Genomic DNA, 13,368 nt, shown 5'->3' with positions numbered 1-13,368 from the left:
TTTGCGCTCACTTTACTTCAACACAGTAAAAGATGTCAAATGGGTTCTATACAAATTTTTTCATAAGGCAAAATCCAGTTACAATACTCTAGTAGTGACTGTAAAGCTTGCCATTTTAGTTGGTTGTAAGAGCAATTTAATACCGAAATATAAAAATCTACCCAACTACATACGCTTGAATATAACTGAGCTTTAAACCAAGGACTACGAAGATTTGTTATCAGTTGAAGTTGAGTTTTTAATTCAACTCTCAATATGTCTTCTAGTATAGTTAAATCTGATAACACGACAGTAACTAGTTGTTCCATTAATTGGCTCTCTAGCTGCCATGCAACTTAGCTACGTAATTCATTTCTAAATTGGTACAAAAGTTGGTTATGAAATTCCGTGTTGAATCGGTGTTTTAGCTGCTTCTGAATTACAATTTTTAGACCAGCATAAGGACTATCGCAAAAAATAATATCAGGTTCTTCAAAACCAAAAGCAGTATAGGCAACTTTTACAGCTTCCGCCGCTTTTTCACGATCAATTCGCTCAGTTGAAAGTGCGATCGCTCTCCACTTCTCTCGATAAACTGGAATCAAAGCTTCTTGCTCAGGCGTTAACTTCTCAATCAGCGACATAACGCCAACCTTCAGGCTCGTATTCTCGCTGAATTTTCACCATCCAGTGACCTTGGGGAATAGAAATAGCTTTATGCTCCTCATAAGCTAGCAATGCCGAATCTGAAATAACACGTAAATATAGTGTGCCATCTTTGTCAGATAATTCCGCCTTGCCCTCAGTAATCCGATGTTTATGACCCGTAACTTCGCCTTCTACCAAAGTTAAATGAGGTATTTTTTGTCCTTCAACCTGCTGCACAGGTAGTAAGATAACATCACCCTGACGAATTGGTTGCATGGTTTTGTTTTCCTGACATGGGTACAAATCCCACTTCGCTTTTGCTCTCAAGTTTGATTTAATTTTGGCACAAGCTCTATTAAAGTGGGGCATTGGGAATTGGGCATAGGGCATTGGTCAAATCGATAGTTATTCTTCTTTTGCTTCCCCTGCTTTCTTATCCCCCAGTCCCCAATCCCCAAATTTTTAAAACTGTAGTCGCCAATTATGCGTTAGATAAGTTAAAGATTGAAATAGCTGGAAATTCAGACCCAGCGTACCCTCATTTATCCTCTGGGACAGACTGGGCCCTAGGTTCAGCGGATTTTCTCCCAAGCAGGCAGTTTATGTGAGGATTAAATCACCGCCCTAAGCGTGACCATTTATCTTGACAATTTGCAAAAGTTACCTCAATTTGACTGTTTAGCTTAGTAGCTCTTCTTTTTATTGAAATTTCCATGTCAACTCTCGTCATCGTCGAATCTCCAACCAAAGCTCGTACCATTCGCAACTACCTGCCAGCAGGCTATCGGGTGGAGGCGTCTATGGGTCATGTGCGTGACCTACCCCAGTCGGCTAGTGAAATTCCCGCTGCCGTCAAGGGGGAAACATGGGCGCAGCTAGGAGTAAATGTGGACGCCGACTTTGAACCGGTGTATGTTGTCCCGAAAGACAAAAAGAAAATTGTTACCCAGCTGAAAGATGCCCTCAAGGATGTAGATGAACTGATTCTGGCAACGGACGAAGACCGGGAAGGTGAAAGCATTAGTTGGCATTTATACCAATTGCTGAAGCCGAAAGTTCCGACTAAGCGGATGGTGTTTCACGAAATTACCCAAGAAGCGATCAAAAAAGCTCTGAAAAACTGCCGCAATATTGATGAGCAGTTGGTTCGCGCCCAAGAAACTCGGCGGATTTTAGATCGACTGGTGGGCTATACCCTGTCTCCCCTGCTATGGAAAAAAATCGCTTGGGGATTGTCTGCTGGGCGAGTGCAATCTGTAGCTGTGCGACTTTTAGTCACTAGGGAACGCCAACGTCGTGCTTTCCATGAGGGTACGTACTGGGATTTGAAAGCTAGTTTGTCAAAGGAAAAAACCCCCTTTGGTGCCCAGTTGGTAACACTGGGAGGAACCAAAATCGCTAACGGTAGTGATTTTGACGCTGCAACCGGACAAATTACCGCAGGTCGCAATGTCTTGTTGCTCAACGAAGAACAGGCGGTAGCGCTCAAGGAACGCCTAACTGGGAAAACCTGGAGTGTTAACGACATTGAGGAACGCCCTGTGACGCGCAAACCGTCGCCACCGTTCACGACCTCGACGTTGCAGCAAGAATCTAACCGGAAACTGCGTCTCTCGGCTCGTGACACAATGCGGGTTGCTCAGAATTTGTACGAGCAAGGGTATATTACCTATATGCGGACAGATTCAGTGCATTTGTCAGATCAAGCGATCGCAGCTGCTCGGAGTTGTGTAGAAAAGCTTTACGGTAAACAATACCTCAGTCCCCAACCCCGGCAATACACCACCAAATCCAAAGGCGCACAAGAGGCACACGAAGCAATTCGTCCAGCGGGTAGCACCTTCCGCACCCCCCAAGAAACTGCTTTGGGCGGTCGAGAACTTGCGCTTTACGATTTAATTTGGAAGCGGACTGTCGCTTGTCAAATGGCTGATTCTCGGCAAACTCAAATTACCGTGCAATTGCAAGTCGAGGATGCTGGATTCCGTTCTTCTGGCAAACGGATTGAATTTCCCGGATACTTACGTGCCTACGTTGAAGGCTCAGACGACCCGGAAGCAGCACTGGAAGACCAGGAAGTAATTTTGCCGAATCTGAAAGTAGGAGATCATCCGAATTGTACAGACTTAGAAGCAGTTGGGCACGAAACCCAACCACCAGCTAGATACACCGAAGCTTCTTTGGTAAAAACCTTAGAAAGCGAAGGTATCGGTCGTCCCAGTACCTACGCCAGCATCATTGGCACGATCATTGACAAGGGTTATGCCCATTTGGTGACTAACGCTCTTATTCCCACCTTCACAGCTTTCGCCGTCACCGACTTACTGGAAAAACATTTTCCAGACATCGTTGATCCCAGTTTTACCTCAAAGATGGAGCAAACCCTCGATGACATTGCCACAGGTGAAGCGAAATGGCTACCCTACTTGCAGCAATTCTATTTAGGAGAGAAAGGGCTAGAAACCCTAGTTAGAGAACAGGAAAGTCAAATTGATGCCACCAAAGCTAGGACTGTAGAACTGGAGAATCTAGATGCCAAAGTCCGCATTGGTAAATATGGCCCCTATATTGAAGTCGAAAATGGTGACGGTGTTATCACCGCCTCAATTCCCAAAGACCTGACACCAGCTGACCTCGACCCCAAACAGGTAGAAGTATTGCTGCGGCAGAAAATCACAGGTCCTGACCAGGTAGGTCGGCATCCCGAAACTGGCGAACCGATTTATGTGAAAATTGGTGCTTACGGGCCCTACGTCCAATTGGGTGATAAAACCGACGAAAACCCCAAACCGAAACAAGCCTCCTTACTTAAAGGTGTCACCCCAGAAACCGTTACCCTGGAAATGGCTGTTGGTTTGTTGGCACTACCCCGGACATTGGGAGTTCATCCAGTCACTGGCGGTAAAATCCAAGCAAGTTTGGGACGCTTTGGCCCTTATGTGGTTCATGACCAAGGTAAGGAGGGAAAAGACTACCGCTCCCTGAAAGCTGCTGATAATGTATTGGCAATTAGCTTAGAACGTGCATTGGAATTGTTGTCCGAACCAAAAAAGGGACGCAGTTCCACCAACAGCAAGTCCAAGGCAGCCTTACGCGAATTGGGTACGCATCCAGAGGACGGGGAAACAATCAACATCTACGATGGCCCTTATGGCCCTTACATCAAGCATGGCAAAACTAATGTGAGTATCCCAGAAGGCCAATCGGTAGAAGATGTAACCCTGGCCGCGGCGCTGAACTTGTTAGCAGCTAAGACCTCGACCGGGAAATCGACTCGCAAAACGAGTAAATCAACGAGTTCCAAATCTAAGTCAACTGCTAAATCATCAACGACCGCTGCGAAAAAGAAGGCCACAGAAAGCTAGTTGCAAGTCAAACAATTTTGGATTTTAGATTTGTTTCACCTACAAGAAGTGTTAGGTAGCTGAATGTTAGTCTGGCATCAACGAAAAATCTAAAAATCTAAAAGACGCTGGTGACGCTTGATAGGGTTCGCACAGCGTCTCGTAGAGAAGTGTTAGCGACTGTGTGTAGGTAGCGTCTGACTTGCTAACGCTCTTGGCATCTTTCCTTCTCTACGAGAGAGACGCTCCTTCGCGTTGGCAGAATACTCGCTAACGCTGCGCTATCAAGCAATCTAAAATTGGTACTCAAAAGTCCAAAGTCCAACTCTTGACCCTTAATACTTTACAACTCGTCAAATGGCTTTCTAGTCTTAATTGGCACTCAAGAGTCCAAAATCCGACTCTTGACCCTTGATATCCATCCTTGATAGGATACAGTTCAGTAGGTTCAAGTGTGATACTCTAAAAAGTAAGGGAAAACACAACGCCAAATTTTAGAAGTGGCTTATGTCCCAAATACGGGATTGTGTATCAGCCCGATTGGAAGCCAGAGGTGCGAAAATATGCCATTTTCTGCGTACCTGTTAATCAAAAATTGAGGTAGTATCTCAGGAGCGGTCAGTTCATGGACTATATAGAAAAGGTGCTGGAAAAGCTTAAGGAATTAGCTCGGAGGCTGATAGAGAGCCTGTTAGGGCCAGAGGCTGAACCGGAACCGGAACTGATTCCGATTCCTGTAAACGATCGCTCGCGCCGTCGCCACTAAACCCAAAGTGGTAAATTCGACGTTGCAACCCTTAAGTATTCTGGCACTGCATGGGCCAAACTTAAATTTGCTAGGACAGCGAGAACCAGGAATTTATGGTTCGTTGACACTAGCTGAAATTAACCGCCTGTTAGAACAAGAAGCATTCAAGTTACAGGCGAAAGTTTTTCCTTTGCAGTCAAATCATGAAGGAATTTTGGTAGATACTATTCATAGCGCGTTAGGGCAATATCAGGGAATTCTGATTAATGCCGGAGCGTATACCCATACAAGTGTGGCATTGCGAGATGCGATCGCTGCTGTTAATTTACCCACAGTAGAAGTACATCTGAGTAATATTTATCGCCGGGAAGATTTTCGCCATCATTCGTACATCGCCCCAGTTGCGATCGGGCAAATAAGTGGTTTTGGCGAACAAAGTTACTTGTTGGGCTTACAAGCATTAGTGAATCATTTAAGAAGCATATAAGCATGAAAAATGAATTGATTTTAGAGTTTAGATTTTGAATTAAATTCTTCAATCCAAAATCTAAAATCCAAAATTATATGCGTTACTCTCCTATAAGTCGGTTTAAAGGTACTTTACTCGGAGCATTCCTGGGGGGAAGTTTAACCTATGGTGGTGAAATACAGTTTCAGAGTTACCTAGATTTAGGCAGAATGGCGGTTCTGGGTACTCAGAGTTTGATTGCATTGGGTAGATTAGATTTAGATGATTGGATAGGGCGTCAGCAACAAGAGTCTCCTCCTTTAGCAGCAACTGATGATATATCAATAAAAATAATTATTGCCACACTACCAGTAGCACTATTTTTTCACGAAAATCCAATTAAGCTCCGACAAAACTTGCTGCGTGTGCTGAAAATCTGGGAGGATGATCCAGTAGTACGGGATGGAACACTAGCAGTAGGATATGCGATCGCTCTTGCTCTAACTGAAAAACTCGACCCCCTAACCCTGATTCCGCAAATAGTTGCTTTTCTCGGCGAAACACCGACATCAATACCAAAAAAATTATTAAGAGTCCAAAATTTATTAGCACAAGGGGCTGGATTGTCAAGGGCGCAAGCTGAGTTTGCTAGGGAAGAAAAACTCACTAACACTATTGCTATGGCATTCTACTGTTTTTTAAGTACCTTGGAAGACTTTCGCCTTGCAGTTTTGCAGGCTACTCACAATGGTAATTCTCAAGTGCAAGATGCTACGCTTCTAAGCTCACAGGCTACAGGTGTAATTACTGGTGCTTTATCAGGAGCATATAACGGTACAGGTGGAATTCCTGTAAATTGGCAAGTCTTGTTCTTGCAGAAGAATTCTCCAGCATGGGGACTAACTAGCTTTTCCCAAATGTTAAAATTAACCGATGCATTTGTGGCGGTGTGGTCAGGAGTGTATGATCTTGCCCTAAATCCAAGGGACTTAATAGAGGAGGGATGTGAGGTGGCTCCGCTTTCAGTTTACGCAGCTCCTCGCGTTATTCGGTCACGTTAATCTCAATTAACTCAGACAAGGGGTTAAACCCCTTGTTAAAGGTCGGCAAACTTTTGCCACAGTGTATTAGTCTTATATACTAGAATTTTTCAGCAAACCTCGGACTGATTCTGTAGCTAGCTATTGTGGCAAATTGCCAACAAAAAAGCCCCCGCACCGTAGTTGCAGCAGCCGCAGATCAAACTTTCCTGATGATTGTCTTTTTTTGATCTATCAAATTTGGCAATTGCAGGCAGAGATAATGAAAATGCAGCAATTTTTGCAGTTCTTGACCCAGCAATTAACTCACTGGCGGCGACAGTACAAAGGACTATGCCGTAAGGGAAAGTTAATGAGAAGTCCCAAAGGCAAAAGCCATATAAGGGAACTTCTAAGGACTATGTTCAAGAATATATTCCTGTTTTTGTCAAAAACCAATGACAAAAGCAATCGCCGAAAACAAGAAAGAGCGCTAAGGTCAAAGACAAAATCTGTCAAAACTAAGAGTAGTATTTGTGCAGTCGGTTTAGATTGGGCACATGAACAGCGTTACTCCGTGATTTTGGCGATCGCTTTAGTGTCCCTCACTGGTATTATTGGGCATAAATTATACAACCAGACGCAACTCCAAGTAGGACATCCTGCGCCCCAGACAATTACAGCGCCTTACACAGATAGCATCGAAGACCAGAAAAAAACAGAAGCCAAGCGCAAAGCCGTCAGTAAAAGCTCCTTACAAGTGTTGATGCTTGATGCGCGAATGAACGAACAAATCAACGAAAATTTGCAACAACTTCTAGATGATGGCAACGAAATTCGCGCTATTGCTGGAGCTTTTCCTTTTTTAGATCCTGTAGTTTTATCCATCTCTACCCAGCGTTACCTCCGCTCTTGTCCTGACTTAGAATGGCAAGCACTGCTATTGGCTGTAGAAAATAGTAAAAATCAGCAGAAGAAAGGAACAGGAGGAACCGCCGCCTCATCCCGGACATCATCTATAGCTGCACCCAATCAGGAACGCCAGCCGCGCACAACACCACCCAAATCTGACTCCCAAAGTCCACAGAAGAAAGAACCAGTTGATTTTTCTCAAAACACTGATTTTACTCAAGCAGTAGCAGAACTAGAATCTTACCGTCTCACAACTTCTGAGAAAAGTTTATCTTTACTGATTGCCCAAATTTCTCAAACACGCCAAAGATATACCCAAGCCACTGCCAAACTTTTACAGTTAGAGACTGTGAGTCCAGAAGCAGTATACGAAGAATCTCTACTCTTGGATTTGTCAGATGTGGAATGGGAAAAAACACAAATGGGAATCCATCAGAGTACAGAGCGGATTCTCACCCAAGGTATTCCACAAGGATTGCCAAAAAATATCTTACAGGATGCGGTGAGTTTACAATTACAGACCTTTGTACCAGAATCCGCTGAAACTTTGGCAAAGAACCTGTTGTTAGCTGTACTCAAGCCGAATCTGCAAAAAGATGAAGAACAAACGAGACAAAATGCTCAAAAGGCAGCTGCTGGAGTGCCACCCGTGATGGTGAAGGTACGGCATGGTGAGGCGATTATTAAAAGAGGAGAGCAGATTACTGCCTGGGACTTTGAGGTGCTGGAGCATTATCACCTGATTCGTCGGGAGGTAAAGTGGCAGGAATTGTTGAAGTTAGGAGGCGTGATTGCGATCGCCATTGGCATTTTTGTCTGGATAGAACGCCATATCGATTACGAATTGCGACAACGCGATCGCTTGTTGGTGTTACTGCTAACTCTGAGTGTGCCAGGAGTCATCGTCATCGGATTGCCCTATACCACCTGGAGTGCCCTTGGTTTATTGTTGGGAAGCTTTTACGGCCCCACTTTGGGCTTGACAGTTGTCGGTCTGCTGTGGCCGATATTAGGCATTAGTTTGGATATGAGCAAGGCTGCGCTTTTAGCTGGTGTTGGGGGAGGAATATTAGGTAGTTACATTGCCCAACGATTGCGATCGCGTGAAGAGTTGGCATTATTAGGCGTTGCGATCGCCTTAACTCAGGGCGGCATTTACCTGATTGTTAAAATTTTAATTGGTCAAGTATTTGGTTCAATCTGGTATATCATTCTCCAAGAAGCGGGATTATTTGCTTTATCCGGCTTAGGCTGGAGTGTTGTCGCCTTGGGCTTGAGTCCTTATTTAGAAAAAGTTTTTGATTTAGTTACCCCAATCCGCCTAGCAGAACTAGCGAACCCTAACCGCCCTTTATTAAAACGACTTGCTACTGAAACTCCCGGTACTTTTCAACATACCTTACTTGTCGCTACCCTTGCTGAAGCTGCTGCCAAAGAATTAGGATGCAATGTTGAATTAGTCAGGGCTGGGACACTATATCATGATATTGGCAAAATGCATGACCCCCTTGGTTTTATTGAAAATCAAATGGGGGGGCCGAATAAACACGATACTGAGATTAAAGATCCTTGGAAGAGTGCAGAAATTATTAAAAAGCACGTAACTGAAGGGTTGGTGATGGCGCGTAAACACCTTTTACCTACAGCAATTCAAGCTTTTATTCCAGAGCATCAGGGAACGATGCTGATTGCTTATTTCCATCACCAAGCCCAGCAAATGGCTCAGTCAGATCCAAGTTTAACTGTAGATGACGCAGACTTTCGCTACGATGGCCCAATTCCCCAATCACGGGAAACAGGAATTGTCATGTTAGCAGATTCTTGTGAAGCGGCGCTGCGATCGCTGCAAGCATCGGCTAAACCTTTGGGAGAGAAGCGATCGCTCAAAGATGTTTCCACCGAACAAGCTTTAACAATGCTGAATAATATCCTGCGTGCCAAATGGCAAGACAATCAACTCGTAGATTCAGGATTAACACGAGAAGAGATGTCACAAATTGCTCAGATATTTGTGGATGTTTGGCAGCAATTTCATCACAAACGGATTGCTTATCCGAAGTTGAAGGCTAGTAGCACTGGGCGGAATTCGTAATGCGATGTCTACGACGGGCTACGCATATCTGTTGATAATCTTGTTAAGAGGTTTTCTTTAGTGGGTGTTATTTCCTAACTTATCAATCTTAAAACCCGAAGAAATTATTAGGAGTTAAACAAAAATGGCTACTTTAACTATTCGTTTACCAGACGAAAAACACAACAGATAAAAAGAACTTGCTCAAGCTAAAGGCATAAGTGTAAATAAGCTGATTGAAGAACTTTCCATCATAGCTCTAGCAGAATTTGATGCCAGTACTAGATTTAAAGCAATGGCCGCAACTGGGAACCCAGAAGAAGGTTTAAGAATACTGGCTAAACTTGATGGTCTGACAGAGAGGAGAGGGATTCGCATTGGCTAGCTTTTCTTTTAATTCTTCTGTAGCCGCAATCTTCTTAACCATGATATTCTCGCCACTTTTTTAGTAATTCCAATTGGTGATCCGCAACTAACTGTAAGGCTTTCACCGCATCTTTATCACGTTTATCAATAGATCGCAGTTTTCCCAATATTAAATCCCTAATTCTCACTACGTCGCACACCAGCCAAGATAAAATTAACTGCTGCTTGAGTATGCTGCTCAATCATTTCTGGACTTAGTAATTCCAAATCGGGTCTGGTATGCTTGATGTTTTCATAAGCGTTGAAGTATAAATTACAAACCCCAATAATATGCAGAGTGGTGAGAAATGGATCGAGTTGACGGAAACAACCTTCTGTCATCCCCCGCTCTAAAATCTTGATGAGATAGCTAAAATTTTCTTGCCAATTTCCTTGTTTAAAATACTTTCCCTGATTTTGGTTTGCTTCTTGGAACCAAAGCATTCCTCTATGCGGGTGAGCAGCTTCATAAGCGATCGCTCCTTTGACTAGCAGTTTCAAGGCTTCCTCTGGTGGTAACTGATCTAGATTTAGCTGCTCAAACCCTTCGTGCATCTCCACCGCCGGACGTTGCAGAACAGCTTGATATAGTCCTTCCTTGCTCTGGAAATAGTAGTAAATCATTGCTGTGGTGACACCTGCACCTCTAGCGATCGCCTCTGTCCGCGCTCCACTGAGTCCATTTCTGGCAAACTCCGCTTCTGCCGCATCGAGAATCTGCTTTTTCGTCGCTTCTGCATCGCGCACCTGACGCGGCTTTTTAGATGATAATTTTGACTGCGTTGAACGACCCACATTGCTCCATCATCATAACGAAAATATATTAACTAAAAACTTGGTTAGTAGTTGACATAGAAGATGAAATTTATTAAGTTAATACTAACTAACTAAAAAATTAGTTAGTTAATCACATGATTCAGCAATGCAGTAGCCAAACATAGCCGAGCAAATGCTCAGTAGTATTAGTTCGTCCATTGCAAACAAGACTTTATCTATCCCAATTTGCATTCAAAAGTAAAATTTCAGACAGATGATACACAACTTTTAACTTTCAAGATTGTGTGAGATTTTACTAGCACATCTATAGAACTTTAAATAAACAACTTCTCAAAATTTTGGAGGAAAAATGGAACCAATTTTACCTGGTGCGCCTTGGTTAATCGCGCATAAATCTACATTAGGAGTGAATAAACCCAATAAAATAACTTTAAACGGACAAGATTATGTCATTTGGCACAATCCAAAAGGCGAAGTATTTGCCCTTGATAACATCTGCCCACACATGCAAGCACCCTTATCAGACGGTTGGATTTGTCAAGAGAGAGATACTATTATTTGCCCTTTTCATGCACTAGAATTTGATGGAGAAGGCAGACTACAGCAAGGAGAAAAAAAGGATACTCAGCCAATTATCAAACCATTAGAATTAATTATTAGCAATGATTGCATCTGGACTTATACTGGATTTGAACCAAGATTACCCATCCCAGATTTGCATCAAAAAATTGTCGATGAATACGAGTTTATTGGGGTAACTGGGGACAAAAGTATTCAGGGTAATTTTTTGACTAATCTGATGGTTAACTATGACTATAACCATCAGAATGGGACTCATAAAGAACTATTTAAAATTACATCTTGTAATGTAAGTCATTTTGAAGAAAAAGGATATTTTGCCACAGTTAAACAAGAACTGACAAGAGCCAACAACACACTAGTAGAAATTATCAAAAACCCTATTTTGGGAATTTTACCTAAAATGCTTGCTAACAGACTTGAATACGCTTTTCCTTCAACAACAGCTTTGTTTGCTAAAACCCCTATTGGTGATATTGCTCAAATTCATATTCTCTACCCGGAAACAGAAAAAATCACCAAGACGTTTATTTTGATGTATGCCAAAGTCATCAATCCTTTGATGAAATTTCTATTTAAAAATTCAGTTTTAAAAGCAGCAGCCACAGTCATTGAACAGGATACAAGTGCAGTTGAGAGTTTATATCCTCGGCAAAAACCAAAAATTAGATTGCCAAATGAAGAGATTATGTTCTACGCAGAAAAACTCTACCGCGATTGGTAATATAGATTTGCAAAGCCTAACTGCACTTTACAATTAAGTAGATCCTGTAGTTAATTACTACTAGAGATACTTATATATATGGCAGCTAAAATTCGCCGAGGAAATGCCTGGTAGCTATGGCTATATTGGGGGGGACTTTGGAAATATTTCGGGATACCAATGTATAAATACTGGTATCATGAGGCTGTCGTTTAGGTAATCAGCAGTTATTGAAAAAGAGGCTCTGACTAATAATATAGACAAAGCCTCTGAAAAATGATTGATCGGCAAGAAACTAGAACTCTACACCATGTTTCTTGGCAATTTCAGTCAGTTTCTCAGACTGATGTTGTGATGCTTGAGTCAATATCTCTTCAGCCTGTTCTCTAGTACTTCCCTCTTTAGGAATTAAATACTTGACATAAAGAGATACAAAATCGGCAACGATCGCTAAACCAGATAAAGCATGTTTGTCAGCTTCTTTACCAGCGATCGCTGCTACCAAACCTGCTTTAATTGGGTCTGGTTTAACTTTCATGAATTGATCAACAAGTTTCGGTATGTAGTCTGCTGGCTGCAAATTATCTAACTTACTTCTATCTGGAGTAAAGTTACATTCTGCGGCTTTTGCCTGCTCTACAACACACCATTCTATGAATTCTTGCAATGCTGCATCGGGAACGCGAGGCAGATATTTGTGTAACGCTAAATCAGACACAAGCTTACCGTGTAAATTGCTGTTTTGTGGGAGTGCATTAAGGCAAGCCTAACGCACTATTTATATAAGTTTTAGTGTGTTACGCTACGAGTTTTGAATAAAGGGCATTGGGCATTGGTTATTTGGGGAGCATCTACCTTTGGAAGAAACATAATTATTTGGATTATTTGGTGCCAAAAACCCTACTATATGTTTGGTCTAAAAAAGCCTATCTGCCAAAAGTGGATGCTCCCATTACTTCTTTGGCAGTATAGCAATCCTGCATAATTCGTGATAGACAAGCTACCCGACTTCTTCAAAAGTTCGAGGAACTACAGGTTACAATTCTCATAAATCAAATAGGATTGCTATATAAATAATTTTGCTTAATTATTTAGTCCGTTATAACTACAGAACTTTGGATGCGATAATACCAATAAATACCGCAAGACCCAGCGCTCTCCGAAAATAATTAACGCCTTGAAATAATTCCAGCCACGCCCAAGTAAACAAGGAGCCATTTGCCAGTACATCTAACACTGTATTGATTTTGCCACTGGTCAAAATTAGAGAAAGTATACTAGCTACAATCCAAACAATAAGCGGTAGGTTTGGCATCTCCGCTATAACAATTTTCCCAGTGCTGTCACGGAAGGTTTTATCAACTAATGTATTTTCCATTGTCTGAAGTTGCTACTTAGCTAAAAATTCTTAACTTACAAAAAATACCGAGTGGTCTATTAATAATAGACTTCCATTTAATTGCAAATTATTTAATAATATTAAAACATTTAGATAAATCTTGAACAACCATCTAATTGCTGAGATTCGAGCCGTAAAGCATATTCATATATAACTATATCGATAGGCATGTATGAATATCATGTCTGCTTAAAGACTTATCCTTTAGGCTGATGCAAAGACGCGGAGATATTTTAATGATAAGTGATTAGCCGGACTTGACATCACACGAAATCCGCGAAGGGAGCATGTCAACTTTGCTAGAACACATGAACTATTGAATAGTGGCAGAATCAA

General features: G+C 42.2%; 11 protein-coding genes and 1 pseudogene. 7 read left to right on the top strand and 5 right to left on the bottom strand.

From position 1 onward, the window contains the following. Positions 1–335: 335 nt before the first annotated feature. Positions 336–623, bottom strand: coding sequence for a hypothetical protein (locus HWQ44_RS06070; RefSeq protein WP_292716239.1), 288 nt, complete (start codon positions 621–623; stop codon positions 336–338). Next, complete coding sequence (locus tag HWQ44_RS06065) at positions 610–903, bottom strand: hypothetical protein (RefSeq protein WP_292716236.1); 294 nt, start codon at positions 901–903, stop codon at positions 610–612. The genes HWQ44_RS06070 and HWQ44_RS06065 overlap by 14 nt, the downstream gene beginning before the upstream one ends. A 437-nt stretch (positions 904–1,340) precedes the next feature. Between HWQ44_RS06065 and topA the strand changes: the two genes are divergently transcribed. From topA to HWQ44_RS06035, 6 genes and pseudogenes are all read left to right on the top strand, one after another. Further along, a complete protein-coding gene (gene topA / locus HWQ44_RS06060) occupies positions 1,341–3,992 on the top strand; it encodes a type I DNA topoisomerase (RefSeq protein ID WP_292716233.1) in 2,652 nt (883 codons plus the stop codon). A 604-nt stretch (positions 3,993–4,596) separates the two neighbouring features. Beyond that, complete coding sequence (locus tag HWQ44_RS06055) at positions 4,597–4,737, top strand: hypothetical protein (RefSeq protein ID WP_012410890.1); 141 nt, start codon at positions 4,597–4,599, stop codon at positions 4,735–4,737. Positions 4,738–4,759: 22 nt separating this feature from the next. Further along, positions 4,760–5,206: a type II 3-dehydroquinate dehydratase gene (gene aroQ / locus HWQ44_RS06050; RefSeq protein ID WP_292716242.1), complete on the top strand. Its 447-nt coding sequence runs from the start codon at positions 4,760–4,762 to the stop codon at positions 5,204–5,206. 77 nt (positions 5,207–5,283) lie between these two features. Then, the gene (locus HWQ44_RS06045; RefSeq protein WP_292716230.1) at positions 5,284–6,228 is read left to right on the top strand and encodes an ADP-ribosylglycohydrolase family protein; all 945 of its coding nucleotides are present in this window, start codon (positions 5,284–5,286) and stop codon (positions 6,226–6,228) included. A 241-nt stretch (positions 6,229–6,469) separates the two neighbouring features. Beyond that, positions 6,470–9,190, top strand: coding sequence for an HD family phosphohydrolase (locus tag HWQ44_RS06040; RefSeq protein WP_292716227.1), 2,721 nt, complete (start codon positions 6,470–6,472; stop codon positions 9,188–9,190). 124 nt (positions 9,191–9,314) lie between these two features. Further along, positions 9,315–9,554: pseudogene (locus HWQ44_RS06035) on the top strand (toxin-antitoxin system HicB family antitoxin). 158 nt (positions 9,555–9,712) lie between these two features. Here HWQ44_RS06035 and HWQ44_RS06030 read toward each other — a convergent pair. Further along, the gene (locus HWQ44_RS06030; protein WP_292716224.1) at positions 9,713–10,369 is read right to left on the bottom strand and encodes a TetR/AcrR family transcriptional regulator; all 657 of its coding nucleotides are present in this window, start codon (positions 10,367–10,369) and stop codon (positions 9,713–9,715) included. 331 nt (positions 10,370–10,700) lie between these two features. On the opposite strand from HWQ44_RS06030, the gene HWQ44_RS06025 reads away from it, so the two are divergent. Continuing rightward, complete coding sequence (locus tag HWQ44_RS06025; RefSeq protein ID WP_292716221.1) at positions 10,701–11,654, top strand: Rieske 2Fe-2S domain-containing protein; 954 nt, start codon at positions 10,701–10,703, stop codon at positions 11,652–11,654. 274 nt (positions 11,655–11,928) lie between these two features. Here the strand turns inward: HWQ44_RS06025 and HWQ44_RS06020 are convergent, their stop codons facing one another. Continuing rightward, a complete protein-coding gene (locus tag HWQ44_RS06020) occupies positions 11,929–12,351 on the bottom strand; it encodes a hypothetical protein (RefSeq protein WP_292716217.1) in 423 nt (140 codons plus the stop codon). 387 nt (positions 12,352–12,738) lie between these two features. Then, a complete protein-coding gene (locus HWQ44_RS06015; RefSeq protein ID WP_292716215.1) occupies positions 12,739–13,011 on the bottom strand; it encodes a hypothetical protein in 273 nt (90 codons plus the stop codon). Positions 13,012–13,368: the final 357 nt, after the last annotated feature.

Source organism: Nostoc sp. JL34 (assembly GCF_017114945.1).
In the GTDB taxonomy this organism is placed as follows: domain Bacteria; phylum Cyanobacteriota; class Cyanobacteriia; order Cyanobacteriales; family Nostocaceae; genus Nostoc.
Note: the sequence above shows the minus strand (reverse complement) of the source record. Positions and strands in the feature narration are given on the sequence as shown.

Excerpts from the sequence above, each read along its gene's own strand:
- HWQ44_RS06015 (WP_292716215.1), bottom strand. The coding sequence starts at position 13,011 with ATGGAAAATACATTAGTTGATAAAACCTTCCGTGACAGCACTGGGAAA.
- HWQ44_RS06045 (WP_292716230.1), top strand. The coding sequence starts at position 5,284 with ATGCGTTACTCTCCTATAAGTCGGTTTAAAGGTACTTTACTCGGAGCA.
- HWQ44_RS06040 (WP_292716227.1), top strand. The coding sequence starts at position 6,470 with ATGAAAATGCAGCAATTTTTGCAGTTCTTGACCCAGCAATTAACTCAC.
- HWQ44_RS06070 (WP_292716239.1), bottom strand. The coding sequence starts at position 623 with ATGTCGCTGATTGAGAAGTTAACGCCTGAGCAAGAAGCTTTGATTCCA.
- HWQ44_RS06025 (WP_292716221.1), top strand. The coding sequence starts at position 10,701 with ATGGAACCAATTTTACCTGGTGCGCCTTGGTTAATCGCGCATAAATCT.
- HWQ44_RS06055 (WP_012410890.1), top strand. The coding sequence starts at position 4,597 with ATGGACTATATAGAAAAGGTGCTGGAAAAGCTTAAGGAATTAGCTCGG.
- topA (WP_292716233.1), top strand. The coding sequence starts at position 1,341 with ATGTCAACTCTCGTCATCGTCGAATCTCCAACCAAAGCTCGTACCATT.
- HWQ44_RS06065 (WP_292716236.1), bottom strand. The coding sequence starts at position 903 with ATGCAACCAATTCGTCAGGGTGATGTTATCTTACTACCTGTGCAGCAG.